The organism is Nonomuraea sp. LP-02, assembly GCF_036289125.1.
Taxonomy (GTDB): Bacteria; Actinomycetota; Actinomycetes; order Streptosporangiales; family Streptosporangiaceae; genus Nonomuraea; species Nonomuraea bangladeshensis.
In genome coordinates this window covers 2909969-2933173 of the sequence record NZ_JAXCLK010000001.1, presented here as the reverse complement: position 1 = coordinate 2933173, position 23205 = coordinate 2909969, and the positions used below count along the sequence as shown (strand labels likewise).

The window sequence follows — 23205 nt, the reverse complement described above, 5'->3', positions numbered from 1 at the left end:
TTCTGCACATGGCTGAGATTGTGTACCCGCCGGTGATCGCCGCCGCGCGGACCTTCTTTCGCGCGCTCGACGTCCGCTTCCACCTGGAGGGGACCGAGAACGTGCCGCGGAGCGGCGGAGCGGTGCTGGTGAGCAATCACATCAGCTACCTGGACTTCATCTTCGCCGGATGGGCCGCGCACCCGTCCCGGCGGCTAGTGCGCTTCATGGCCAAACAGGACGTCTTCGAGCACCGGATCTCCGGGCCGCTCATGCGCGGCATGCACCACATCCCGGTCGACCGGGGGGCGGGCGCGGGGTCGTACGCGACCGCGCTGCGCATGCTCAAGGCCGGCGAGGTGGTCGGCGTCTTCGCCGAGGCCACGATCAGCCGCTCCTTCACGGTCAAGGAGATCAAGAACGGCGCCATCCGCATGGCCCAGGCGACGAACGTGCCGGTCATCCCGGTGGCCCTCTGGGGCAGCCAGCGCTTCTGGACCAAGGGCCGCCCCCGCAAACTGCTCCAGCGCCACATCCCGCTGACCATCCTCGTGGGGGAGCCGATGTACCCCAAGCGCGGCGAGGACGTCAACAAGCACACGCTCGACCTGCACGAGCGCATCTCGACGCTGGTGGACCGGGCGCAGCGGACGTACCCGGAGATCACGCCGGGCGTGTGGTGGCAGCCCGCCCACCTGGGCGGCAGCGCCCCGACCCCGGAAGAAGCCGCCGCCCTGGACGCCGCCGAAGCCGCCGCCCGCGCGAACAAGGACTGACCCGCACCGCGCCGCCCCCAGCGCGCGGGCGGCGGGTGAGGAGTGTCCGCCGACTCCACGTCGTCGGTGAGTGAGGCGTGCCCGCCAATTCCATACCGTCGGTAGGTGAGGCATGCCGCACAACCTCATGCCGTCGATGGGGCGAGGCGCACCCGCCGGCGCCAGCCTGCCGGCGCGTGAGGTCCGCCCGCCGACTCTTCATCCCGTCGGCGGGCGGGTCAGGTGTTGCCGGCGGTCAGATGGCCGCTTGATACGCGCTGGCGCGCATGCCCGCCAGGAGCCCCGCCGTCTGCTCGGGAGTGAACCGGCGTACGGGGTCGTGGTGCAGCAGCCCTTCGAGCAGGGGACGCATCACGCCGGCCCGGCGCGGCGGCGGGTAGGGCCCGCTGCGCGCCATGCCGAGGACCGTGGCGGCGTCCTGCCCCGGGTAGGGAGGCTGCCCCTCGACCGCGCTGTAGAGCGTGGCGCCGAAGGACCACATGTCGGCCTCCTTGCTGGCCGGGCCGCCGTGCAGGCGCTCGGGCGCCATGAAGGCGGGTGTGCCGCGCAGCCGCCGCGACGTCGTCATGCGGATGTCGCCCTCGGCCGTGGCGATGCCGAAGTCGGTCAGCACCACCCGGTCGCCGGTCAGCATGACGTTCGCGGGCTTCACATCGCGATGCAGCACCCCGGCCTGGTGCGCGGTGCGCAGCGCGGCGAGCAGGTGTTGCCCGATGGCCGCGACCGACTGCGCCGGGAGCGTGCCGACCTGCGACAGCAACTGGTGCAATGAGAGCCCGTCGAGGTACTCCATCACGATCCAGAGCTTGCCGCCCTCCTCCATGAGGTCGTGGACCGTGACGATGTTGGGATGCGTCAGCCCAGCAGCCATCCTGGCCTCACGCAGCACCCGGCGGCGTACCATCTCGACCTCACCGGCCAAGGTCAGCTCCTTGAGCGCCACCGTTCGGTGGAGGAGCTGATCGAACGCACGCCAGACGACTCCCATACCCCCACGACCGGCCTCCTCGTGCAGGAGGTACCGTCCGCCGATCTTCCGCATACCATCCCCTCAGACTCGGGGATAATCATGTCACTTCAACACAGTCCATAGGGTGCCTAAAGTGATCTGGTTATGTCAGGAAGTGCGGCGTCGCTGGTCAAAGGCCTAGAAATTCGATCCCGCAGGGCGTGCCGCACCAGTCCGACCCCGAGCAGGCACACGCCGATCGACCCCAGCAGGACGGCTGGAAGCCCCGCGAACTCCGCCACGACACCGCCGAGAGCCGCCCCCAGCGGCATGCCGCCCATGCCGATGAGCCGGTAGGCCGAGTTGACCCGGCCGAGCAGCTCCGGCGGGATCAGCCGCTGCCGCGTCGAGATCACCAGCACGTTCGCGGCCGCTCCGGAGACGCCCCAGAGCACGGCGGTCGGGTAGAGCGCCCACGGGAACGGCGCGACGACCGGCACCAGGAGCAGCACGCTGCTGACCAGCCAGCAGGCCGTCAGCGCGCGGAACTCCCCGAACGCCCCGGCGATGCGCTCGGCCAGCAGCGAGCCGAGCACCGCGCCGGCGGCGAAGGCCGTCATCATCAGGCCGTATCCCTCCGGCGGCAGGCCGATCGCCGAGCCGTCGCCTACCGCCCACAGGACGAAGACGGCGAAGTAGGCGGAGTTGGCGAGGTTGAGCAGGCCCGCGGTGATCGCCAGGCTGCGCAGCACCCGATGGGCCAGCAGGAAGCGCAGCGCCTCGCCGATCTCCCGCAGCAACGGACCTGACGCCGACCTCCCCGGCGACCTCCGCGCAGGGCCGTCCGTGGCCGGGTCGCCGCCCGGCGTGGTGTTCCTGGCCGGATGGTACGTGCCGCGCATGCCGAGCAGGAGCGCCGCCGCGGCGGCGTACAGCAGGGCCGGGGCGCCGAAGACGGCGGCGGGCAGGAGGCCGACCAGGAGCCCGGCCACGGGCGCGCCGGCGAACTCGTTGCCGATCTGCTGGGCGCTGGACACCCGGCCGTTGGCCCGCGTGAGCTGGGAGGCGGGCACGGTCATCGGCAGGATGGACTGGGCCGAGGTGTCGGCGAAGACCTCGGCCACCCCGGCCGCCAGCACGGCCGCGAGCAGCACCCACAGGTCGAGCGCCCCTGACGCCGCCAGCAGCGCCGCGACCGCCAGCGCCACGGCCCTGACGGCTCCCGCCGTCGCCATGATGCGGCGGCGGTCGGCGCGGTCGGCGACGGCGCCGGCGGGCAGCGCGAGCAGCAGCCAGGGCAGGGTGGCCGCCGCGCCCACCAGGGAGACCAGGGTGGGGGAGCGGGTCATCGACACCGCAAGCAGAGGCGCGCCGATCTTGAGCACGCCGTCGGCGAGGTTGGACAGCGCGGTGGAGGACCACAGGAAGGCGAAGGACCGCCCGAGGCCATGGCCGGTCATGGCTCACTCCAGTAGGGTAGGAGGCGTACAAGGAAAAGTGTGCACAGGTTTCTTTGCAAAGATAGGCTTGCACGTGACGAAGAGCAAGAGCTTTTCCGCTCATACGCTTGACGCGAACGCGCTGAAGTCGTTCGCGCACCCGCTGCGACTGCGCATCTACGAGCTGCTCGACGAGCGCGGCCCGGCGACCGCGACCGGCCTCGCCGTGCTGCTCGGGGAGAACACCGGAGCGACGAGCTACCACCTCAGGGAGCTCGCCAGGCACGGCATGATCGAGGTCGCGGCCGGGATGGGGCGGGGCAAGGAGAAATACTGGCGGATCGTGCCGGGCGGCTTCACCTACGGCGACGCGCCGCCCGACGGCGAGGCGGCCAGCGCCCTGGAGGTCCTGCTGGACGACCTCGTCCGCCAGCGCGGCGCCGAGCTGGCGAGATGGCGGCAGGGAGCGTCACAGGCGCCGGCGGAGTGGGTGGAGGCGAGCGGGTTCGGGCGGCGGTCGCTGCGGCTCACCGTGGAGGAGACCGCCGAGCTGCGCGATCAGGTGCTGGAGGTGCTGGAGCGGTACCGGACGGTCTCGGACGGCAGGAAGGCCGAGCCGGCGGAGGGCCGTGAGCCGTCGACCGGGCACGTGGTGATCCACTTCGACGTGCTGCCGCTGGGCGCCGTTCCCGAGGATGATCCGGCGTGAGCCGAGGCGCCTCCTCGAGAACGGAGAGGCTCAGACGATGAGGTGGAGTGCGCGGTCGGCGAGGCCCGCCGGCGCCGTACGCGGCGAGCCCGCGTCGAACGGCGGCCGCGGGTCGTACTCGATGGCGAGCTGCACCGTCTGCGCCGTCTCCTCGTCCTCGGCCCGTGCCAGCAGCGTCAGCGCCATGTCGATGCCCGCCGACACCCCGGCCGCCGTCACCACCTTGCCCTGGACGACCGTGCGCTCGCTCACCGGCTCCGCGCCGTACTGCCGCAGCAGCTCCAGCGCCGCCCAATGGGTGGTGGCCCGCAGGCCGTCGAGCAGGCCGGCCGCGCCGAGCAGCAGGGAGCCGCTGCACACGGACGTCGTCCAGCTCGTACGCCCGTGCGCCCGCCGGATCCAGCCGAGCAGGGCCTCGTCGGCGAGCACGTCGAAGGTGCCGGGGCCGCCGGGCACCACGATCACGTCGGGGTCGGGCACGTCGTCGTAGGAGGCGGTGGCGGCGAGGCTGAGCGCGCCCCGGTCGTCGGTCACCGGGCCCGGCTCGGCCGCGACGAACGTCACCCGCCAGCCGGGCGCGAAGGCGAGCACCGTGTAGGGCCCGACCGCGTCCAGCGCCGTGAAGCGGGGGTAGAGAGGGATGGCCACGTGCATCGTCAACGCTCCTTGGGTGGTGAGAACCGGCGGCGGTGGTCGCCGGGCGAGACCCGCCAGTGGCGGCGGAAGACGCGGTAGAGCGTCTCGGCGGTCCCGAGCCCGCACCGCCTGGCCACCGTCTCCAGCGGATGGTCGGTGGTCTCCAGGAGCCGCCGGGCGGCGTCGGCGCGGCTGCGCTCGACGTACCGGCCGGGGGAGAGCCCGGTCTGGCGGGTGAAGACGCGGGAGAAGTGCCGCTCGCTCATGCCCGCCCGCGCGGCGAGCGCGGGCACGCTGAGGTCGGCGCGGGGGTGGGCGTCGATGTACGCCTGCAGCTCACGCAGCGGCTCGCTGCGCGGCGTCAGCGCCGCCATCGGCAGGCTGAACTGGCTCTGCCCGCCGGGCCGGTGCAGGTAGACGACGAGCCCCCGGGCGACCCGCCCGGCCGTCTCGTGCCCGAGGTCCCTGGCCACGAGCGCCAGCGCGAGATCGACCCCGGACAGCACCCCGGCCGAGGTCCACACGCGGCCGTCCTCGATGTAGAGCGGGTCGGCGTCCACCTCGACGTCCGGGTAGCGCTCGCGCAGCTCGCCGGCGCTCAGCCAGTGGGTGGTGGCCCGGCGCCGCTCCAGGAGGCCGGCCTCGGCCAGCAGGAACGCCCCGTTGCACACCGACGCGGTACGCCGCGCCGCCCCGGCCAGCGCCGCGATGCCGCCGACCAGCCCGGCGTCCGCCAGATGCCCGGGCACCGACAGGCCGCCCGCCACCATCAGCGTGTCGACCGGCCCCTCGACCTCGTCCAGGGCGCCCGCCGCGACCGTGACGCCGTTGCCCGCGGGCACGAGGCCGGCGCGTGGCGCGACCACCTCGACCCGGTAGGAGCCGGGCACGACCAGCTCCGCCGTGCCGAACACGTCGGCGGGCCCGGCCAGATCGAGGAGCTGGAAGCCGGGGAAGACGACGACCACGACCCTCCGCTGCATGCCTTTCATGCTGGTCGCGGCGGCGGCGTGGCGTCAACGACACGACGATTGCACATTACGCCACGAGCCCCCGGGGAAACCCCGGGGGCTCGATGACGCGGCACGGTCAGGGACTCAGCCCATGTGCGGGTAACGGTGGTCCGTGGGCGGGACGAACAGCTCCTTGATCGTGCGGGCGTTCACCCAGCGGATCAGGTTGAAGATCGACCCGGCCTTGTCGTTGGTGCCGGAGGCCCGCGCGCCGCCGAACGGCTGCTGCCCCACGACCGCGCCCGTCGGCTTGTCGTTGACGTAGAAGTTGCCGGCCGCGAAGCGCAGCCGCTCCGAGGCCGAGGCGATGGCGTACCGGTCCTGGGCGATGATCGAGCCGGTCAGCGCGTACGGCGCCACGCCCTCCATCTGGTCGAGCACCCGGTCGAAGTCGCCGTCGTCGTAGACGTGCACGCCGAGGATCGGCCCGAAGTACTCCTTGACGAAGATCTCGTCCGTCGGGTCGGCGCACTCCAGCACCGTCGGCCGGACGAACCAGCCCGTGCTGTCGTCGTAGGAGCCGGTGAGCAGGTCGATGCCCGCGGACTCGCGGGCCCGGTCGATCGCCGCCTTGTGCTTGGCGAAGGCCCGCCCGTCGATGACGGCGCCCATGAACGTCGACAGGTCGCCGGTCACGTCCCCGACGGTCAGCGACTCGGCCGTGGCGACGAAGTCGTCACGCACGCGGTTCCAGAGGGAGCGCGGCACGTACGCCCGCGACGCCGCCGAGCACTTCTGCCCCTGGTACTCGAACGCGCCCCTGATCAGCGCCGTGGACAGCACGGCAGGGTCGGCGGACGGGTGGGCGAGCACGAAGTCCTTGCCGCCGGTCTCGCCGACCAGGCGCGGGTAGGCGCGGTAGGAGGCGATGTTCTGGCCCACGGTGGCCCACAGGTGCTGGAACGTCGCGGTGGAGCCGGTGAAGTGGATGCCCGCGAGCGCCGGGTGCGTGAGCGCGGCCTCGGAGACGCCCTGGCCGTTGCCGGTGACCATGTTGATGACGCCCGGCGGCAGCCCGGCCGCCTCCAGCAGCCGCATCGTGAAGTGCGCGGCGAACTGCTGCGTCGGCGACGGCTTCCAGACCACGACGTTGCCCATCAGCGCGGCCGAGGCGGGCAGGTTGCCGGCGATGGCCGTGAAGTTGAACGGCGTGATCGCCAGCACGAACCCCTCAAGGGGCCGGTACTCCATCCGGTTCCACACGCCGGGGGAGGAGATCGGCTGGTCGGCGTAGAGCTGCCGGGCGTAGGACACGTTGAAGCGCAGGAAGTCGATCAGCTCGCAGGCCGAGTCGATCTCTGCCTGCTGCACCGACTTCGACTGGCCGAGCATCGTGGCGGCGTTCAGCGTGGCCCGCCACGGTCCGGCGAGCAGGTCGGCGGCCTTGAGGAAGATCGCCGCCCGCTCGTCGAACGACAGCGCCCGCCAGGCGGGGGCCGCCTGGAGCGCGTTGTCGATCGCGTCCCGCACGTCCTGGGCCGTAGCGTCGTTGGTACGGCCCAGGACGGAGGCATGGTTGTGCGGCTGCACCACGTCGATGGGCGCGCCGCCGCCGAGCCGCTGCTCGCCGCCGATGGTCATGGTCAGGTCGAGCGAGGCCCCGGAGAGCTCCTTGATGCGGTCCTCCAGCGCGGCCCGCTCGGCGCTGCCCGGCGCGTAGCCGTGGATCGGCTCGTTCACGGGCGCGGGGACGTTGCTGATGGCATCCATTACTACTTACCCCCAAGGGCGCGAAGGAAGAAGGCGACGTTGGCCGGGCGCTCCGCCAGGCGGCGCATGAAGTAGCCGTACCAGTCGTCGCCGTACGGGACGTAGACGCGGACCGTGTGACCGGCGCCCGCCAGGGACTCCTGCCGGTCGGTCCGGATTCCGTAGAGCATCTGGAACTCGTGGTCGCCGATCGAGCGCCCGAAACGGTCGGCGAGCAGCTCCGTGATCGCGATCAGGCGGTCGTCGTGCGTCGCCACCATGGGGTAACCCTTCCCCGCCATGAGGATCCGCAGGCATCGCACGTACGCCTTGTCGACCTCGGCCTTGTCCTGGTGGGCGACCGAGGCGGGCTCGCGGTAGGCGCCCTTGACCAGCCGGACGCGGGAGCCCTCGGCGGACAGGTCGCGGCAGTCCGCCTCGCTGCGGAACAGGTACGCCTGGACGGCCACGCCCGTCGCCGGGTAGTCCTCGCGCAGCTTGCGCAGGATGCCGAGGGTGGAGTCGACGGTGGTGTGGTCCTCCATGTCGAGGGTCACGGTCGAACCGTTGAGCGCGGCGGCCGCGCAGATCTCGCGGGCGTGCTCCAGCGCCATGGCGTCGTCGAGCCGCTGCCCGACGGCCGACAGCTTGACCGACACCTCGCCGCGCACGCCGAGCCCCAGCGGGCGCAGCGCCTCCAGCAGCGTGATGTACGCGCCGGCGGTGGCCTTGGCGGCGCCCGCGTCGAGCGTCTCCTCGCCGAGATGGTCGATGGTCACGGCCAGGTTGGCGTCACGGAGGCGTTCGACGGCGACGCGGGCCTCCTCGACGCTCTCGCCCGCGACGAACCGCTGGACCACCTTGTTGGTGAGCGGGAAGCCTGACACGGAGCGGCGGACGAGGCCACTCCTGGAAGCGGCGAGCAACAGTTGACCGAGCATGTGCTCAAGTTTAGAAATCGCAGGTCAGAGGGGTCCACTGACGGGCGTAACGCCTCTTGTGGCAGGCTGTCATACAAATGTATGACCCGGCAGACCTACAAGAGACCGTGGACGAGATCGCCGCCCGGCTGGGCGCCTCCGCCACGCTGGAGGACCGCTCGTTCCGGCTGCTCGCCTACGGCGCTCAGCACGGTGACATCGACACGGTCCGCCAGGAGTCGATCCTGCGCAGGCGGGCCAGCGGCGAGGTGCGCGACTACTTCGAACGCTACGGCATCGCCCGCGCCGGCGGGCCCGTGCGGATCCCGGCCGACGCCGCGCTCGGGGTCCTCGCCCGGGTGTGCTGGCCGCTGCGGCACGGCGAGGTCACCTACGGCTACCTGTGGCTGCTCGACTCCGGCGCGCTCACCGACGAACGCCTCGCCGCCGTCGCGCCGCTCGTGGCGAGGGCCGCCGCCGCGCTCGCCCAGGAGGCCAGGAGCCGCAGCGATCTCGGGCGCGGGCTGCTCGCGCTGTTCTCGGCCGACCCGGAGGAGCGCGCGGGAGCCGTCATCGAGACGGCCAGCCCGGTCACCGGCCCGGTCACGGCCATCGCGGTACGCGAGTCGCAGGAGCGGGTCGCCGCCCTGTGGACGCTGCCGCGCGGGGTGCTGGCCCGCCCCGGCTCGCCGGTCGCCCTGCTCGCCCCCGCGCACCTGGCGGGGGAGGTGGCGCAGACGGTGCGGAGCGCGTACGGCACCGCCGCCGGCGTCGGCGCGCCCCGTACGGACCTGGCCGACGCCTGGCTGAGCTGGCGCGAGGCCCGCCAGGCGCTGCGCATCGCCGAGCACTTCCCCCGGTACGCCCCCGTCGCCCGCTGGGAGGACCTGGGCGTGCACCGTCTGCTGGCCCGGCTCGGCCTGCCGGACCTGCGCGAGCTGGCGGCCGAGGTCGCGGCGCTGGACGACGAGCTGGCCCAGACCGTGGAGGTCTATCTCGACCAGGGCGGCCACGCCCAGAAGGCCGCCGCCGAGCTGGGCATCCACCGCCAGACCCTCTACTACCGGCTGGGCAAGGCCGAGCGCTTGGCGGGCCGGGACCTGTCGGACGGCGACGACCGCCTGGCCGTCCACCTGGGGCTCAAGGCCGCGCGCCTGTGCCGCCAGGAGCGCCCGTAGCCGGTGCGCTCCTGGGCAACGGTGCGCTCCTGGACAAGCGAACGGCTCCGGCAGGGAAACCCTGCCGGAGCCGGAAAAGTTCGTCAGGCGCAGGCGGCCTCGTACACCCGGACGAGCTCCTGGCTGACCCGCTCCCAGGAGTAGCGCGAGCGCGCCCGGTCGGCGCCCGCGTAGCCGAGCGCGGTGCGCAGCGTCGGGTCCTGGAGCAGCTCGCGGGCCAGCCGCGCGGTGCGGGCGGGGCGGTCCGGCGGCACCAGCAGGCCGGTCACGCCGTCGATGACGGAGTCGAGGTGCGCGCCCACGGCCGAGGCGATGACCGGCACGCCGCAGGCCATGGCCTCCAGCGCGACGATCCCGCTCGCGGCCTCGCGCGGCACCGACACCACGGCGTCCGCGCTGCGCATGAGCTTCGGCACGGCCGGGCGCTTGACCTGGCCCAGCAGCGTCACGCGGTCGGCGACGCCGAGCTGCTCGGCCAGCACGCGCAGGCGGCGGGCGTCGCGGTCGGCGTCCAGGTCCTCGGGCTCGGGGCCGCCGGCGATGACCAGCTCGACGTCCTGCAGGCCCTGCAGCGCCCGCACGATGGTGTGCGCGCCGCGGTCGGGGGTGAGCGGGCCGACGTGCAGCAGCCGCTTGTGGGAGCCGCGCGTGGCGACCGGCCCGCGCCGCTGGAAACGCTCGGTGTCGACGCCCGGGGGGACGATCGCGATGTTGTTGCGCGGCACGCCGAGCCGGATCAGCGCGGACTCCTCGTCGCCCGAGCCGGCGATGACGGCGCGGGCGCGGCGGCCGAGCGCCCGCTCGACGTCCTTGTGCGCGGTGTCGACGGTGTGGAACGTCTGCGTCACCGGCACCGACAGCCCCTGCGCGCCGGCCACGGCGGCCAGGCCCCAGGTCCAGGAGTGCGCGTGGATCACGTCGGGACGGTCGTGGTTCCACCGCTTGGAGAGGTGGTCGCCGAGGTCGTTCAGGTAGGGCAACACGTCGTCGGCGGGCAGGTCCCTGGCCGGGCCCACGTCCAGCTGCTCCAGCGTGACACCCGGGGCCACCCTCGTCTTGGGCTTGCCTTCGGCGTTGTCACGGCGGGAGTAGATGGTGACGTGGTGCTCGCGGCCCAGCTCGCGGGCGACGGCGAGAAGGCGGTGGCGCTGGCTGCCTCCGGCGGAAGCGACGATCGCGATATTCATGGCACACCTCAGCAACGTGAAAAGCGTCAGAAGGTGTGCCTGCGTCTTAGGCACGGAAAGGCTGTGCCCTAGAGAATACCCAGGTTTGCCGCGATCGCAAACCCCCACAACTCAGACACCCCGCAGCGCGAACACCACGATCTCGTCCCAAACCTGGCCGCGGGAGAACAGGTTGCGGTCCTCCTCGACCGCCTTCACCACCGCGCTGGGCGCCTGACCTGCGCATCTGGCCAGCACGTCGGCCAGGCGCTCCTCGCCGTACGGCTCGCCCCGGTCGTTCCTGGAGGAGATCAGGCCCTCCGAATAGAGCACCAGCGTCTCCCCGGGAGCCACCGTCAGCGTCTCCACGCTCGTCTCCGCCTCGGGCGAGATGCCCAGCGGCACGCCGCCGCCGGCCGCGTAACGCACGCCCCCGTCGGGCTGCAGCAGCACCGCGGGATGGTGCCCCGCCGACGACATCCGCAGCGTGCGCCCCTTGACGAACCCGGCCACGGCCATCACGAACATGCCCGTGCCCTGCGCCACCAGCGCCTCGTTGACCTTGCGCATCACCAGGTCGGGATCGGACTCCCAGGCGCTCAGCACCCGCAGGCCGCCGCGCACCATGGCGCTGACCGAGGCCGCCTCCTCGCCCTTGCCCGCCGCGCCGCCCAGCGCGAAGCCCCAGCCCTTCGAGACCGGGAACACGTCGTAGAACTCCGCGCCCACCGACGAGCCCGGATGGTAGACGGCCGCCGCCTCGTAGCCGGGCACGTCGGGCAGGTTGCGCGGCGCGACGCTCGCCGACAGCGCGTCCGCCGCCCGCGAACGGCTCTGGTAGCTGCTCTGGGCGCGTACCGCGAGGCCGAGCTGGAGCCCGACCTCCTGCAGCACCGCGAGGTCCGCCAGCGTGAACGGCGACCGGTCGTGCCCGCGCACCAGCGTCAGCACGCCGTCGCCGTTGCCGATCGGCACGCACACCAGCGAGCCCGCGCCCATCGCCGTCAGCAGCGGCCCCTCGGCGGAGAAACCCAGCAGCGTCTCGTCGTCCACCATCTCCTGGACCACGCCCGTGCGCCGCTCCAGCACCTGCAGCACCACCTGGCTGCCCATCGGGTCGCTCGCCTCGACCTGGCGTACCAGCCCCGCCACCGGCAGGTTCTTCGGCCCCATCACGGCCGAGCGGCGCGCCAGCCCGTCGCGTACGAGATCGGCGATCACCCAGTCGGCCCACTCGGCCGCCAGCAGGCGGGTGGCCCGCGCCACCGCCACCGGACGCAGCAGCGCCTGCTCGTCCAGCAGCAGCTTGCCCATCTTGACCAGCAGGTCCTGCCGCTTGGCCGCGGCGATGAGCAGCGCGCCGTCGGACTGCTCGGGCCGCCGCGCGCCCGGCTCGGGAAGCTGCACCTCCGTCGGCAGCGCCACGGCCGCCACCATCTGCTGCGGCTCGCCCGGCATCGTCAGCCTGGTCAGCGCCACCTGCACGGTGTGGGTGCGCCCCTGGTGCGCCAGCCGGGTCTCGAACGCCGACGGCTGCCCGGTCTGCAGCACCGACGTCAGGTGCGAGCGGAACGCCGCCCGCCGCGACACGTCCACCAGCAGCGGGAACGAGCGGCCGACCAGGTAGCCGTCCGGGCTGCCCAGCATCCGCGAGGTCTCGGGGTTGATCCGCCTGACCACGCCGCCGCCGTCGAGCACGATCACCGGCACGGGGAACGCGCGGAACACCTGCCGCAGCAGCTTCAGCTCGCGCTGCGCGCCGTCCTTCCTGCCCGCCGTGCGTTTGGGGGCCTTGCGCAGCTGCTCGCGCGCCTCGGCCAGCAGCTCGACGGCGGTGTCGAGCTCGGCGAGGGTCGCGTCGAGCGTGGGCGCGAGGTCGTTGGGATAGGCGGTCCTCGCCTCACGCAGCGACGTGACGCGCCCGGCCAGCGCGTCCAGCGCATGTTCGAGGTCCGGCATGGTCATCCTCTGACGCTACGCTACTCGGGATATTGGTTGCCATATGGGGTAGAGGCTTATCGCTATGGAATCGACCGCCTTGATCACCCCCGGTCTCGCCCGTGACCTCGCCGCTCTCGGCCGTCTCGGCGAGGACACCTCGATGGAGAGTGTGCTGAGGGGGCTCACCACGGCGCTGGCGGCCGGGGTGCCGGGCTGCGCGGGCGCCTCCGCCGAGCACTGGCGCGACCAGCGGGTGCTCGTCTCCGGCTCGCACAGCGAGCTGATCATGCTCGTCGAGGGCGAACGCGAAGTCGGCGAGGGCCCGTCCGTGGAGGCCAGGAAGAGCGGCGCCCGCGCGTCCGTCGCCGACGTGCTCACCGACGGCCGCTGGCCCCGCTACGACGCCCTCGCCACCCGCTGGGGCATACGCTCCGCGCTGGCCGTGCCCATCGACGTGGCCCAGGCCCAGCTCGTCGTCGGTCTCTACTCCGTACGGCCCGGCGCGTTCTCGCCGCAGGGCGCCCACTCGCTCACCGACATGCTGACCGAGCAGCTCGGCGTCGCCATGGCCAACATGTGGGACTTCGAGGAGGTGCGCACCGACGCCGCCCAGCTCCAGGAGGCGCTCGCCGGCCGCGCGCTCATCGACCAGGCCAAGGGCATCATCATGCAGACCAGCGGATGCTCCGCCGAGGACGCCTTCGAGGAGCTGCGCAGGATCTCGCAGCACCACCAGGTCAAGGTAGCGGACCTGGCCAGGCTCCTCGTGGAGGAGCACCAGCGCAAGTCACGCCGTTGACCCGCCGCCCGGCCCTCATCGCTTGATCACCCGAGGGCGCCGAGGGCGTCGTCGAGCGTGTCGTAGAGCGGCAGGCGCTGCGCCAGGCCCGTGATCCACATCACCTTCGACTTGGAGTACTCCACGCCGACCAGCGCGAACCTGGACCCTGAGGCCAGGCTCGTCTGCCAGTGGTGCACGATCAGGCCCAGCGCGCGCGAGTCCATGAACGTCACCCCGGCGAGATCGAGGATCACGTCGGCACCCGCCATCGACAGGTAATCGGCGAACTGCTCGCGCGTGGTCGCGTCGAGCACGCCGTCGACGCGGATCACGCTGATCCCGTCGACGGTAGACGACGTCAGGCTCAGGGCCGCCGCGGTCCCTTCGCCGTTCTCCGGCATTGTCACGCAGCAACCCTACTGTCACCGCGCGAGCGAGGAATACTTCCGGTGTCAGGGGGGACACTGGACCCGAAGTCCAGCAGAGGGCTTTCGTCTCGAGAGTAGAGCGAGGTGTGCCTCTGCATGGGCTTTTTCACATTGCTCCTGCGGAGGCCGCCCTGCATCCATATGAGGAGCAGCGATGGCTGTGCAGGAATACGTCCTCGAGGAGATGACCGCCGAAGAGCTCCTGGCCGAGATGGCCCGGGAGGACACCCCCGCAAGCCTCAGGGAGCGGCTGCGTGAGCGCATCGTCGAGATGCACCGGCCGCTCGCCATGGAGATCGCCCGGCGCTACCGCTACCGGGGCGAGCCGTTGGAGGATCTCCTCCAGGCCGCGTATGTTGGCCTGATGAAGGCCGTCAACGGCTTCGACGCGAGCCTCGGACACGCGTTCAGGGGCTACGCCGTCGTCACGATGACAGGGGAGGTCAAGCGTCATTTCCGCGACCGCACCTGGGCCATCCGGGTGCCGCGCCTGTACCAGGAGCGCCGCTCCGAGCTCAACAGGCTCGTCGCCGACCTCAGCCAGGACCTCGGCCGATCGCCGACCGTCGCCGAGCTCGCCGCGAAGATGAACATCACCGAGGAGGACGTCCTGCTCACGCTCGACGCCTCCGCCGCCTACAGCACGCTCTCGCTCGACGCGCCGCTCGGCACCGACGACGACGCCGCCTCGCTCGGCGACGTCATCCCGGAGGACGACGACACGCTGAGCACGATGGTCGACAGGGAAGCGGTCAAACCACTCATCGACGCGCTCCCCTCGCGCGAGAAACACATTCTGCTGCTACGGTTCTTCGGCAACATGACGCAGGCGGAGATAGCCGCTGAGTTCGGGATCTCCCAGATGCACGTCTCGCGCATCCTCAGGAAAGTACTGGACCAGCTGCGTACCGAGCTGGTGGGTTGAGAAGAAGGTCGCCGGGTGAACGAGGACGTCGAGCCTCAGTCGGGCCACGCGGGCCCGCCACCCGGCGCGCCCGTGAAACGGCTCCGGTTCCGGCTGCCGGACCTGCCACAGGTCCGGCAGTTCGCTGAGGACGGAGCCCGCGACGCCGGCATGCCCGAGGAATCGATCGGCGACTTCGTCATCGCCGTCAACGAGGTCGCCACCAACGCCGTCACCCACGGCGCCGACCAGGCCGTCCTGCGCACCTGGGTCGCGAGCGGTGAGCTGGTCGTCGAGGTGCACGACGAGGGCACCTGGAAGCCGGGGCCGATGCCCGGCGCCGTGGGGGGCATGGGGCTGTGGGTGGCCCGGCTGCTGTCGTCCGACCTGACGCTGCGCGTCGGCGACGGCGGCAGCACCGTGATCATGCGCTTCCCCAGCAAGTGACCCTCGCGGGGGCGCATGAGGAACGGCCCCCCGCCTGGATCACGCGGAGGGCCGTTCGGTCTCGGGGTGGGGCCGGCAGGTCAGCGCCGGGCGCGGCCCCGCCAGTTGCTGTATCCGCTGCGGATGCCGGCCGTGCCGACGCCCGCCTGGTGCAGGGCCAGCAGGCACAGACCCAGCAGCGCGAAGGTCATGCCGGAGAACCCGCCGGGGATCTTCGCGCCGACCAGGTCGAGCAGGAAGCCCAGCCCGAAGATGATCGCTGCGACTATCGCGAGCATGTCATCTCACCTCATCCCTGGTTGTGGTCGGGTTGTGGGAGCCGTACATGGACGTGTGCGCGCCGATCGTCCCTGCCGTCCCCGGCGGCGTCATCCCGGGCGTCGCGTTCGTCGTCGAGGAGAGCGCCAGGAGCCGCTCCAGGACGCTCCTGTACTCGCGCAGCGCCTGCCGGAGCTGCTCGGTGTCCGGGGCCCCGGCGTCCTTCCAGCGCTCGCGCAGGGCGGACGTACGGCTGTTGAGGCTGGCGGTCACCGACTCCACGACCTCGCTCAGCAGGCCGTCGGCGCGCTGCACGGCGTCGCCGGGGTCGTCCACGAACGCGGCCTGCAGGTCGCGCCAGCGGGACTGCACCTCGGCCGGGTCCTGGTCGAACAGGGCCACGTCGGCGGGGGCGGCGTGCGCCGGCGCCTCGGCCGGGACGGCCCCGGTGGTGGTGCCGGCGGCGTGCGGGGGAGGCGACGGCATGGTGGTCTGCTCGCTGCGGGCGAACTCGTCGTCGCCGTCGTCCAGGGGGTCGTCGTCCAGGCGGTCCTTGTCCAGGGGGTCCTTGTCCAGGGGGTCCTTGTCCAGGGGGTCCTTGTCCAGGGGGTCGCGCGTCTCCGCCGAGTGGACCTTCTCGTCCTCGCGGACCTCGCGCCGATCGGGGTCGTCGAAGCCGCCGGTGCGATCGGGATCGAGGTGGTCAGGCCCGGTGCGATCAAGGCCGGTGCGATCGAGGCCGGTCTGATCGGGGTGGTCGTCCAGGACGTCCCGCCCGGTCCCGGTCCCGGCCACCAGTACGTCCCGGGTCTCGGCCTTCTCCTCGTGCCCGTGCTCGTACGCGTCGCGATCCCGTACGTCGTCGTCCCGCCCGTCGGGACGTTTGGCCGGAACCTTCAGCTCATCGCTGCCGCTGCTCATATCTCCCTCACCGTCCTCGGGTGGTTTCCTGGAGCAGCTCCTCGAACAGCGCGCGGTAGTGCACCATGGCCTGGCGGAGCTCCTCGGTGGAGGCTTCCTTCCTGGCCGCGCGGCCGCTGATCTCGTGAGCCGTCCGGTAGTGGTCCAGGGTGGACGCGTGCCGTACCGACAGGTCGGACAGGCGCTGCTCGAAGTCCTCAGTGGGGTAGCCCCGCTCGGCCATGACGGACGTGACCAACTGGTCGGCCTCCGTCACCGCGAACATGGGGGCGTCCACGAAACGCTCCTGCACCTCGGTCCACCGGTTCGCGTACGAGTCGCGGGTCTCCGGGGGGAGGGGGCGGATGTCGAGCTCCTTGAGCCGCTCCTCGCGGGCCCGCAGCTCCTCCTCCGCCTCGCGACGGTTGTCGCTCTCGGCGACCACGCGTTCGTACTCGGGGCCGAAACGCTCGCGGAGATGACTGCTGCGCTTCTGCCGCTGACCGACGAAATATGCCACAGCGGCGAGTGCCACCACCGCGACCACGACGACGGCCACCCACGCAAAGGTGGTCATGATCTTCGCCTCCGGTCTCTCAACTTGAGACCAGCGACTTCCCTCGAACGGGTAGGTAAAACTCGCCCAACCCCACTAAAAGGCCCGGATCGGCGTTGCCAAGCCCGATCCTCCCGCCCGGTATCGGCCCTTCTGCCGCGCCCGGCTACCGCCCCTCACCCAGCGCCCGGCGCGCCTCCTCCAGCACGACCGCCACGTGCGACCCGCCCGCCGCCGCCGGAACCTCACTGAACCCTTCGGCGGCGTCGTACCGGACGTCGAGCCCGGCGTCCACCAGCCGCTGCGCCCACCGCAACGCCGTGTTCAGCCGCTCGGCCGCCGGCGGCCTTCCTTGCGCCGCCGCCGACAGATTGCGCAGATTGGTCGCCGGTCCCGACTGAGCATGGGCCCGCGCCAGCTTCCACGGCAGGGCGCGGCTGTGGTCCATCATCGGCTTGGCCAGCCCCGCGGCCCGCTTGGCCTGCAGCACCCCCGACTCGCTGACCCCGAAGTGCCCCGCCAGCTCCTGCACGCTCATGCCCTGGGCGACCAGCCGGGCCAGCTCCTCCCGATCGATGGTCGGCTTCCGCCCCACCTGCCACCTCCACTACCGCTTCACGTGTGCGCGTGTACCTCCGATGTGCGCTAAGGTTATGACGTCCCGCCCCGCAGGGGGCGGCCGACAAACCGGGACGTAGCGCAGCTTGGTAGCGCACTTGACTGGGGGTCAAGGGGTCGCAGGTTCAAATCCTGTCGTCCCGACCAGATTTTCACTGGTCGAGCAGGGTGTCATCCATCAGGATGGCACCCTTTCGCATTGGTGAGTGACTAACTGATTGACTACCGGGCGAAGAGGGTGTCCATCGCCGCAGCTCCTTGCAGGAGTACTGGGCGGATCTGCTTACGGTAGACGGCTTCGGTGACCGCTGTTCCGCTGTGGCCGACGAGCCGGGCGATGTCTTCCAGGGGGACGCCGGAGTCGGAGAGCAGCGAGACGAAGCTGTGGCGCATCTCGCGGGGCGTCCAGTAGTACGCGGGCATCCCGGCGTCCTTGACGATCTTCCGGAACGCGCGTCGGACGTTGTGTGCGTCGAGCGGTGTGCCGACGAGCGAGGCGAAGACGAGGCCATGATCCTTCCACTTCTCGCCTGCCTCCTTTATGTCCTTCCGCTGCTGCTCCCGGTGAGCGATGAGCGCTTCTACGCATCGCTTGGGCAGCGCCAGGGAACGCCGTGAGCGCTTGGTCTTGGTGTCGCCTCCTTCGCGTACCGAACGCCACACGGCGATCCACAGCGGGATGTCCTTGTCCGGGTCGCCGACGAGATCCACCTCCTTCCAGGTAAGCGCCCGCAGCTCCTCTGTACGGGCACCGATCAGCAGCGACAGGACGACGTAGGCGTACAGGCGCGTGTCCTCGGCCGCGGCGAGGAGGGCGGTGGCCTGATCGAGGGTGAGGGACTTGGACGGGCGGCCTTCCTTGCCTTCTGGGATCTCGCACAGGCCCACGACGTTACGCTTGACCTTGTCGCGGGCCTGGGCGAACTTCACCGCGCGGTTCAGACACGAGTGGAGCAGCCGCACTGTACGGGCGCTGAGGACCTTCGCCTTGGCGACGAGCCACCGGTCCACATCCTCGGCGCTGAGCTCGCGCAGCTTGCGGGCGCCCAGGTCGGGGATGATGTACACAGTGGCGACGTCGCTGACGACAACGTCGGCATCCCTCGGCGCACTGCGGCAGCCGCCCACCACCCTCTGACCTTGCGCTGAAATGAACGATGAGGGTGATTGCTCCGCTTTGAGAAGCGGAAGGCCAAGCTGCCGCGCCGCTTCCGGTGCCCGGGCCTGGCGGCCCTGCGCTCCGGGTCGGCTTGCCACCGGATACGCGGGTTGCTGTGGTCTGCTGTACAGCAGGGAAATACAGCAACGCCGCCTCACGCAGCCTGATCGTCCCGTACAGCATCACACTGTTGAGCAGCAGCGACGGCTCCCGACCACGGCCCTCCGCTTCACTCGTAATGAAGGGGTCTCCACCGTTCCCCGGTCTGCCTCTACAGCGGGTGGGGCTCATCAAGCTCGGTTGCTGGTGGTCGATCCCGGAAAGTGGTCGCGATGACGAGCGCCGCTGCGACCAGGAGGTGCCATCGGGTCATCTCGGTCGCGTACGCGAGGTGTTCGCCGCCCGCGACGATGAGAACCGTCACGAACCCCTCGACGGCGGCGAGGGTGAGGAGCACACCGATCCCCCATGCGACACGGTGCCGCGTCCGACCTGCCATGACACCGCCGGCCGCCGCGGCCAAGGCGATGAGCACGATCAGCACGCCGTCCACGTCGGCCTTGCAGGACCACGCGCCGGGTTGCTTCCACAGCAGTTCCGTCGGCGGTGTGGAGGTGAACCAGCCGAAGGAGGTGGACTCACCGGTCGGAAGAGAGAGCCGGCCGACCGTCCACGCAGCCGCCACGATCGCCGCCGCCCAGAGCACGATGCCCTTCCGCGCCGGAGGCAGGGGCGAACGTGCTGCCACAAGCAGCGCCACGATGGCCACGGTGTAGCAGACGATCGACGGCCAGGGCTCATCGACGGGAAGGGGCCGGTCGGTGAGGGGGTGGGTACCGGACGGGAGGGAGATCGCGAGCAGCCTGAACACGAGCACGGCACAAACCGCCGCGCTCCCTAGGAGCGTGGTCCGGCGCGAGGCGCACAACAGGAGACCGGCCAGGACCACCGGCAGCAGGAGTTCGCCCCACGACAGCAGCTGCCACCACGGGCTCGTCGTCATGAGGAAGGAAGCGGCGGAGTCGGCTCCCCAGCAGATCCCGACGTTCAGCTCTGCCGCGCTGATCCTGGAAGTCTTCAGGATGACCGGCCCGGAGACAGCCAGGACCGCCCCGACGCGGAGTGCCTTTGCAGAAAGGCGCGTCTCCGCATGAAATGCCTGCGTCACGACGGCCTCTCCGTTCCCCCGCTTGCTGGTAGATCGACTCGGGCGACAGTAGCGGACGAAGGTCGTGATCCCGCAAGGGTGATGACAGCAGCGCTGACAGCAACGTCCCCGCACACGGGCTCACTTCGGCTACCGTCCACCACCTTCTGATCAGGATCTCCGCTATCTGAGCAGGGTGATTGGTCCGCCTGAAAAGCGGACGGTGCTATGACGCCTGCACTGCCAAGCGGACACAGGTGAGGCAGGCCCGGGCTGCCCCTCGTGAGAATGGCAACGACCATCCGCAGATCGGCAGCGGATGTGCTGGCTTGCCACAGAGGCTCGTTCTGCTGTCACCATGTACGGCATGCTGAACGGCGTCTCGTCCCAGGCCGGATAGTCCCAGCCGGTAGCCGTCTTGGACGTTCACCGGCCCGGCGTCCACGGTCTACACCAATAGGTCATCCCAGTGGATGGGCCAGCGTCGTGCTCCGCCGAGCAGTTCGCCGGGCTCGCCGTCGAGTTTCACGAGTGCCAGCGTGCCATTACGTAGGATGCTCACCACCGTGCCACGTTGCCCAAGGAGCCATGATGCGAACGCTCGTGTCCTGGCTGGGCTATGGAGCATATCCACGATCTTGACTCGGCTGCCGATGGTGCTCCCAGCCGTCGTCATGGCGCGCTCTCTTCCATGGGGGAGGCGCTGGCGGCGTGCCCCACGTCGCCGATCGCCTGAGCGAGTGGGTGCTTGGCGCGTAGATCGGCGTACCGGAAGGCGATGCGGTGGGCAGCTCGTTCAGGTTCGATGGCCGGGTGCCAGGCGTAGATGGCGCGCTTGCGTTCGGGGTCCCAGCCGGTGCGCCACCAGAATCGGTCGCCATCGCACCAGACCACCAGCCCTACCCCGACCGACACCAGGGCGAGGTCGTATCCCGCAGGGATGTCTGCCTGTATGCCGTGCTCTCTCTGGAGGGTCTGGCGCAGGAGATCTGCGGACAGGGCGGCTTGCGTTTTCTTGCCGTTCCTGGGCACGGCGATAATCTGATCCTGCATCGTTGATGCCCCAAGCTCTCGATGCTCCGGACCCCCGTCTGCGGGTGGTGTTGCAGCACCGTTCGTCCCGTAGGTGGGGGTCTACTAAAGGGCCCCGCTTTAGGGGGGCTAAAGTCGAGAGTAGAGCTCCGGCCAGGCCCTCGCAATAGGGGGTCTAAAGTGCGCCGAATGTCGGCCCCTGAGGAGGCAACGCCCGGATGGACTTGAAGACGCTGAGAGAGGTCGCGCAGGTCAACGATCCCGTGGAACGAGCCCGTGTGCTCAGCCGACTCATGACCGAGGAGCAGGGGTTGGTCGCCGAGGCTGCCAAGATGCGCCGACAGGCCATCGCAGAGGCGCGGGAGTCAGGGATGAGCCTGGAGGAGATCGCCGGGCGGCTGGGTGTCTCGCCCGGACGCATCTCGCAGATGAGGAAAGGGCCGACCGCTCGTGCGCCCGAAGGCCCTGCCTCGCCGGCCCCTCGGGTGTTGGTGCAGCGGGCGTTGCCGACCGAACCCGCGGTCAGGGGGTCCAAGTCCCTGTTCCTGGCGGAAGCGGAACGGCAAGGGCTCAAAGCTGATCGCCGGATGCTCTACGTCGGGCTCGAACCCGCCAGCGATCATGTCGCGGCCTGTCTGCGGGTCGAACCCGGTATGGACATCGTGGCGCGGCGCAAGATGATGACCGCGAACGACATACCCGTACGCATCGCGACCAGCTACTTCCGCGCGGACCTGTTCGGCGACACGAGAATCGCCGAGCCGGAGTTCGTGAAGCCGTCGCTTCAGTCCGCGCTGACCGCGCTCGGTTACTCGTTCGGTCACGCGGAGGAGAACCTGACTGCTCGGCCGCCGACCACCTTCGAACGCGAGACGCTGGAACTGGAGCCCGGTGAGTGGATCGTCCAGGTGCTCCGCGCGAGCTATTCCACCGAGGACATGCCCATCCACGTTCTTGAGACGATCTGCGCCGCGAACCGGCACATCTTCTCCATCGGCCAGGTCTCCGGGTACGACGAATTCTGAGTGACGAACTGAGTGGCAATCGCGCCGGACGACCTTGGACGATGAAGGGCCGGCAAGGACTATATCCCCAGGTTGGGGCGGGTCTCGGCCGCGATCCCGCCCCCTCATGATGTGCCTGGGGGTCAAGGGGTCGCAGGTTCAAATCCTGTCGTCCCGACTTGTGAGGAACCGCAGGTCGGAGGCCGTTTTCGAGAAATCGGGAACGGCCTTTTCGCGTATTCCTGCGGCCAATCTGGGACCAGACTAGGACAGATCGACGCGCCTGGCTCTTCTCGTGGAGCAGGTCCAGGTCGGTGAGCACTTCGATGAGCCTCGAGAGCGTGATCACGAAGTAGCGTCACGGGCCAGCGGCGTCAGGTCGTAGGAGAGCGAGGCGAACCGTGGGCGTCCGACCAGGGCCAGGTAGAGCAGGTCATGAGCGGCGGGTGCGCCGGCGGCGGCCTCCAGGGACGCTTCCCTGACGCTGCGGACCGGGCGGCAGAACAGGCCCTGTACGGCCGCAGCCGTACAGGCGTGCTGCGCCAGCGCTCCGGCGGCCCGCAGGAGAGCGGGGTAGGCCTGGGGTCCCTCCTCCCGGACCACGCGCCCGACGTCGGCGGTGATGAGAACGGCCAGGTTCATGCCGCCTACGTGGATCTGCTCGGGCGGGTAGGTGAAGGCGGCCTGGACCGCCGCCATCGCGGCGCCCGGTTGTCGCATTTCCAGGGAGGACGGCGGGTGGCGGTCGTCGCACCTTCGCGGCTCCAAGGGAGACAGCGCGTACCAGCCGTCCGGCAGGCCGGTCACGTTCCTGAGCGCCAGCCGTACTCTCAGGCGCGAGGTCGCGGCAGGTGAGCCCGGCGGCGGATCCGTGAGCGCCTCGGCGACCGCCCGGGCAGCCGACTCCGGCAAGGGCCTGGGGTCGGCCGACACGCCGCGCGGCCCCAGACCGGCGCTGCGCCAGGAGGGCAAGAGCGGCAAGGCGACGGCGGCCGAGGCGCCGGGGGTGATCGTGATGCCCGCGGGATCCGGGACGAGGGTGAGCCCATGGCCGGGCGCACGTTCGGCCAGGGCTCCCATGAGGTGCCCGGCTTCCAGCTCGGCCAGGGCCTCGGCGAGCGAGCCGTAGCCGGCGGGCAGCCGGTCCGGACGGCGCCGCAGATCCAGCCTGACCCTCCGGGCGGGGCGCGGCGAGCCGGGGCCGGCCAGGGTGCGCCGGACCAGGTCGACGCGCCAGGCACTGATGCCGATCCGCAGCCAGGGCTCGATCAGGTAGGCGGCGCGCGGCGAGGGGTAGGCGCGGTGGTCGTTGAACGGGTTGTGCGGCTCCCAGCGGGTCGGGGTGAGCACGTCCGTCAGGAGCCTGGCCAGGGCGGAGCCGAAGTCACCCCAGGCCGCGAGCGAGCTCAGCGGGGTGCCTGGAACGGCGGGCGGCTCGGGCCGTACCGGGCCCTCGGAGTGCGGGCCCTTGCCCGGCCCGTGCTCGTGGACGGTGGCCAGGACGGCGGCGATGCTGTCGGCCGACGAGTCGATGCCGTCGGCCGACGGGGCAGGGGACTCCGTCACGAGAGGCTCC

At 70.9% G+C, this 23205-nt stretch carries 24 protein-coding genes and 1 tRNA gene; 8 read left to right on the top strand and 17 right to left on the bottom strand.

The features are described from left to right. The first annotated feature begins 8 nt into the window (after window positions 1–8). Window positions 9–755 carry a lysophospholipid acyltransferase family protein gene (locus SMD20_RS13630; RefSeq protein WP_329580029.1) on the top strand — a complete coding sequence of 249 codons (747 nt, stop codon included), beginning with the start codon at window positions 9–11 and terminating at the stop codon, window positions 753–755. A gap of 235 nt (window positions 756–990) precedes the next feature. On the opposite strand, the gene SMD20_RS13625 is transcribed toward SMD20_RS13630, so the two are convergent. Both SMD20_RS13625 and SMD20_RS13620 read right to left on the bottom strand, forming a co-directional pair. After that, complete coding sequence (locus SMD20_RS13625; protein ID WP_329580026.1) at window positions 991–1797, bottom strand: serine/threonine-protein kinase; 807 nt, start codon at window positions 1795–1797, stop codon at window positions 991–993. Between the two features lie 56 nt (window positions 1798–1853). Further along, a complete protein-coding gene (locus SMD20_RS13620) occupies window positions 1854–3164 on the bottom strand; it encodes an MFS transporter (RefSeq protein WP_329580023.1) in 1311 nt (436 codons plus the stop codon). A 73-nt stretch (window positions 3165–3237) separates the two neighbouring features. Between SMD20_RS13620 and SMD20_RS13615 the strand changes: the two genes are divergently transcribed. Further along, window positions 3238–3852 carry an ArsR/SmtB family transcription factor gene (locus tag SMD20_RS13615; RefSeq protein ID WP_329580021.1) on the top strand — a complete coding sequence of 205 codons (615 nt, stop codon included), beginning with the start codon at window positions 3238–3240 and terminating at the stop codon, window positions 3850–3852. 30 nt (window positions 3853–3882) lie between these two features. Here SMD20_RS13615 and SMD20_RS13610 read toward each other — a convergent pair whose 3' ends face one another. The 4 genes from SMD20_RS13610 to SMD20_RS13595 form a co-directional block, all read right to left on the bottom strand. Then, window positions 3883–4506, bottom strand: a complete 624-nt coding sequence (locus SMD20_RS13610) for a DJ-1/PfpI family protein (protein WP_329580018.1) — start codon at window positions 4504–4506, stop codon at window positions 3883–3885. Window positions 4507–4508: 2 nt separating this feature from the next. Continuing rightward, window positions 4509–5471, bottom strand: coding sequence for a GlxA family transcriptional regulator (locus tag SMD20_RS13605; protein ID WP_329580016.1), 963 nt, complete (start codon window positions 5469–5471; stop codon window positions 4509–4511). 114 nt (window positions 5472–5585) lie between these two features. Continuing rightward, window positions 5586–7211: an L-glutamate gamma-semialdehyde dehydrogenase gene (pruA, locus tag SMD20_RS13600; RefSeq protein ID WP_329580014.1), complete on the bottom strand. Its 1626-nt coding sequence runs from the start codon at window positions 7209–7211 to the stop codon at window positions 5586–5588. A gap of 2 nt (window positions 7212–7213) precedes the next feature. Continuing rightward, complete coding sequence (locus SMD20_RS13595) at window positions 7214–8131, bottom strand: proline dehydrogenase family protein (protein WP_329580011.1); 918 nt, start codon at window positions 8129–8131, stop codon at window positions 7214–7216. Window positions 8132–8238: 107 nt separating this feature from the next. On the opposite strand from SMD20_RS13595, the gene SMD20_RS13590 reads away from it, so the two are divergent. Beyond that, complete coding sequence (locus SMD20_RS13590) at window positions 8239–9288, top strand: PucR family transcriptional regulator (RefSeq protein ID WP_329580009.1); 1050 nt, start codon at window positions 8239–8241, stop codon at window positions 9286–9288. Window positions 9289–9371: 83 nt separating this feature from the next. Here the strand turns inward: SMD20_RS13590 and SMD20_RS13585 are convergent, their stop codons facing one another. Together SMD20_RS13585 and SMD20_RS13580 are read right to left on the bottom strand one after the other, a co-directional pair. After that, complete coding sequence (locus SMD20_RS13585; RefSeq protein WP_329580007.1) at window positions 9372–10475, bottom strand: glycosyltransferase; 1104 nt, start codon at window positions 10473–10475, stop codon at window positions 9372–9374. Window positions 10476–10586: 111 nt separating this feature from the next. Further along, window positions 10587–12419: a SpoIIE family protein phosphatase gene (locus tag SMD20_RS13580; protein ID WP_329580005.1), complete on the bottom strand. Its 1833-nt coding sequence runs from the start codon at window positions 12417–12419 to the stop codon at window positions 10587–10589. 58 nt (window positions 12420–12477) lie between these two features. On the opposite strand from SMD20_RS13580, the gene SMD20_RS13575 reads away from it, so the two are divergent. Beyond that, window positions 12478–13194 carry an ANTAR domain-containing response regulator gene (locus SMD20_RS13575; RefSeq protein WP_329580002.1) on the top strand — a complete coding sequence of 239 codons (717 nt, stop codon included), beginning with the start codon at window positions 12478–12480 and terminating at the stop codon, window positions 13192–13194. Window positions 13195–13220: 26 nt separating this feature from the next. Here the strand turns inward: SMD20_RS13575 and SMD20_RS13570 are convergent, their stop codons facing one another. After that, a complete protein-coding gene (locus SMD20_RS13570; protein ID WP_329592525.1) occupies window positions 13221–13577 on the bottom strand; it encodes an STAS domain-containing protein in 357 nt (118 codons plus the stop codon). 181 nt (window positions 13578–13758) lie between these two features. Between SMD20_RS13570 and SMD20_RS13565 the strand changes: the two genes are divergently transcribed. Continuing rightward, the gene (locus SMD20_RS13565; RefSeq protein WP_329580000.1) at window positions 13759–14529 is read left to right on the top strand and encodes a SigB/SigF/SigG family RNA polymerase sigma factor; all 771 of its coding nucleotides are present in this window, start codon (window positions 13759–13761) and stop codon (window positions 14527–14529) included. Window positions 14530–14544: 15 nt separating this feature from the next. Continuing rightward, window positions 14545–14955, top strand: coding sequence for an ATP-binding protein (locus SMD20_RS13560; RefSeq protein ID WP_329579997.1), 411 nt, complete (start codon window positions 14545–14547; stop codon window positions 14953–14955). Window positions 14956–15035: 80 nt separating this feature from the next. Here the strand turns inward: SMD20_RS13560 and SMD20_RS13555 are convergent, their stop codons facing one another. From SMD20_RS13555 to SMD20_RS13540, 4 genes are all read right to left on the bottom strand, one after another. Beyond that, window positions 15036–15233: a hypothetical protein gene (locus tag SMD20_RS13555; protein WP_329579995.1), complete on the bottom strand. Its 198-nt coding sequence runs from the start codon at window positions 15231–15233 to the stop codon at window positions 15036–15038. Between the two features lies 1 nt (window position 15234). After that, entirely contained in the window at window positions 15235–16134 is a 900-nt protein-coding gene (locus tag SMD20_RS13550) for a hypothetical protein (protein WP_329579991.1), read from the bottom strand. Between the two features lie 7 nt (window positions 16135–16141). Next, window positions 16142–16690 carry a hypothetical protein gene (locus SMD20_RS13545; protein WP_329579989.1) on the bottom strand — a complete coding sequence of 183 codons (549 nt, stop codon included), beginning with the start codon at window positions 16688–16690 and terminating at the stop codon, window positions 16142–16144. Window positions 16691–16835: 145 nt separating this feature from the next. Next, window positions 16836–17264: a helix-turn-helix domain-containing protein gene (locus tag SMD20_RS13540; protein ID WP_329579986.1), complete on the bottom strand. Its 429-nt coding sequence runs from the start codon at window positions 17262–17264 to the stop codon at window positions 16836–16838. 93 nt (window positions 17265–17357) lie between these two features. On the opposite strand from SMD20_RS13540, the gene SMD20_RS13535 reads away from it, so the two are divergent. After that, window positions 17358–17434 (top strand) — tRNA-Pro (locus SMD20_RS13535). Between the two features lie 75 nt (window positions 17435–17509). Here SMD20_RS13535 and SMD20_RS13530 read toward each other — a convergent pair. The 3 genes from SMD20_RS13530 to SMD20_RS13520 all read right to left on the bottom strand — a co-directional run bounded on the left by SMD20_RS13530 (window position 17510) and on the right by SMD20_RS13520 (window position 20646). Beyond that, window positions 17510–18355: a tyrosine-type recombinase/integrase gene (locus SMD20_RS13530; RefSeq protein ID WP_329579983.1), complete on the bottom strand. Its 846-nt coding sequence runs from the start codon at window positions 18353–18355 to the stop codon at window positions 17510–17512. A gap of 362 nt (window positions 18356–18717) precedes the next feature. After that, window positions 18718–19614 carry a hypothetical protein gene (locus tag SMD20_RS13525; RefSeq protein WP_329579980.1) on the bottom strand — a complete coding sequence of 299 codons (897 nt, stop codon included), beginning with the start codon at window positions 19612–19614 and terminating at the stop codon, window positions 18718–18720. A gap of 651 nt (window positions 19615–20265) precedes the next feature. Further along, window positions 20266–20646, bottom strand: a complete 381-nt coding sequence (locus SMD20_RS13520; protein WP_329579977.1) for a hypothetical protein — start codon at window positions 20644–20646, stop codon at window positions 20266–20268. A gap of 197 nt (window positions 20647–20843) precedes the next feature. Here SMD20_RS13520 and SMD20_RS13515 point away from each other — a divergent pair, with 197 nt between their 5' ends. Beyond that, the gene (locus SMD20_RS13515) at window positions 20844–21650 is read left to right on the top strand and encodes a UTRA domain-containing protein (protein WP_329579975.1); all 807 of its coding nucleotides are present in this window, start codon (window positions 20844–20846) and stop codon (window positions 21648–21650) included. A 324-nt stretch (window positions 21651–21974) separates the two neighbouring features. Here SMD20_RS13515 and SMD20_RS13510 read toward each other — a convergent pair whose 3' ends face one another. Further along, entirely contained in the window at window positions 21975–23195 is a 1221-nt protein-coding gene (locus SMD20_RS13510) for a hypothetical protein (RefSeq protein WP_329579971.1), read from the bottom strand. Between the last annotated feature and the right edge of the window lie 10 nt (window positions 23196–23205).

Bases quoted from the DNA above. Each gene is read 5' to 3' on its own strand.
- SMD20_RS13555 (WP_329579995.1), bottom strand. From the start codon at position 15,233: ATGCTCGCGATAGTCGCAGCGATCATCTTCGGGCTGGGCTTCCTGCTC.
- SMD20_RS13575 (WP_329580002.1), top strand. From the start codon at position 12,478: ATGGAATCGACCGCCTTGATCACCCCCGGTCTCGCCCGTGACCTCGCC.
- SMD20_RS13580 (WP_329580005.1), bottom strand. From the start codon at position 12,419: ATGACCATGCCGGACCTCGAACATGCGCTGGACGCGCTGGCCGGGCGC.
- SMD20_RS13515 (WP_329579975.1), top strand. From the start codon at position 20,844: ATGGACTTGAAGACGCTGAGAGAGGTCGCGCAGGTCAACGATCCCGTG.
- SMD20_RS13595 (WP_329580011.1), bottom strand. From the start codon at position 8,131: ATGCTCGGTCAACTGTTGCTCGCCGCTTCCAGGAGTGGCCTCGTCCGC.
- pruA (WP_329580014.1), bottom strand. From the start codon at position 7,211: ATGGATGCCATCAGCAACGTCCCCGCGCCCGTGAACGAGCCGATCCAC.
- SMD20_RS13570 (WP_329592525.1), bottom strand. From the start codon at position 13,577: ATGCCGGAGAACGGCGAAGGGACCGCGGCGGCCCTGAGCCTGACGTCG.
- SMD20_RS13620 (WP_329580023.1), bottom strand. From the start codon at position 3,164: ATGACCGGCCATGGCCTCGGGCGGTCCTTCGCCTTCCTGTGGTCCTCC.
- SMD20_RS13610 (WP_329580018.1), bottom strand. From the start codon at position 4,506: ATGCACGTGGCCATCCCTCTCTACCCCCGCTTCACGGCGCTGGACGCG.
- SMD20_RS13585 (WP_329580007.1), bottom strand. From the start codon at position 10,475: ATGAATATCGCGATCGTCGCTTCCGCCGGAGGCAGCCAGCGCCACCGC.
- SMD20_RS13565 (WP_329580000.1), top strand. From the start codon at position 13,759: ATGGCTGTGCAGGAATACGTCCTCGAGGAGATGACCGCCGAAGAGCTC.
- SMD20_RS13520 (WP_329579977.1), bottom strand. From the start codon at position 20,646: ATGCAGGATCAGATTATCGCCGTGCCCAGGAACGGCAAGAAAACGCAA.
- SMD20_RS13630 (WP_329580029.1), top strand. From the start codon at position 9: ATGGCTGAGATTGTGTACCCGCCGGTGATCGCCGCCGCGCGGACCTTC.
- SMD20_RS13625 (WP_329580026.1), bottom strand. From the start codon at position 1,797: ATGCGGAAGATCGGCGGACGGTACCTCCTGCACGAGGAGGCCGGTCGT.
- SMD20_RS13605 (WP_329580016.1), bottom strand. From the start codon at position 5,471: ATGCAGCGGAGGGTCGTGGTCGTCGTCTTCCCCGGCTTCCAGCTCCTC.
- SMD20_RS13545 (WP_329579989.1), bottom strand. From the start codon at position 16,690: ATGACCACCTTTGCGTGGGTGGCCGTCGTCGTGGTCGCGGTGGTGGCA.
- SMD20_RS13550 (WP_329579991.1), bottom strand. From the start codon at position 16,134: ATGAGCAGCGGCAGCGATGAGCTGAAGGTTCCGGCCAAACGTCCCGAC.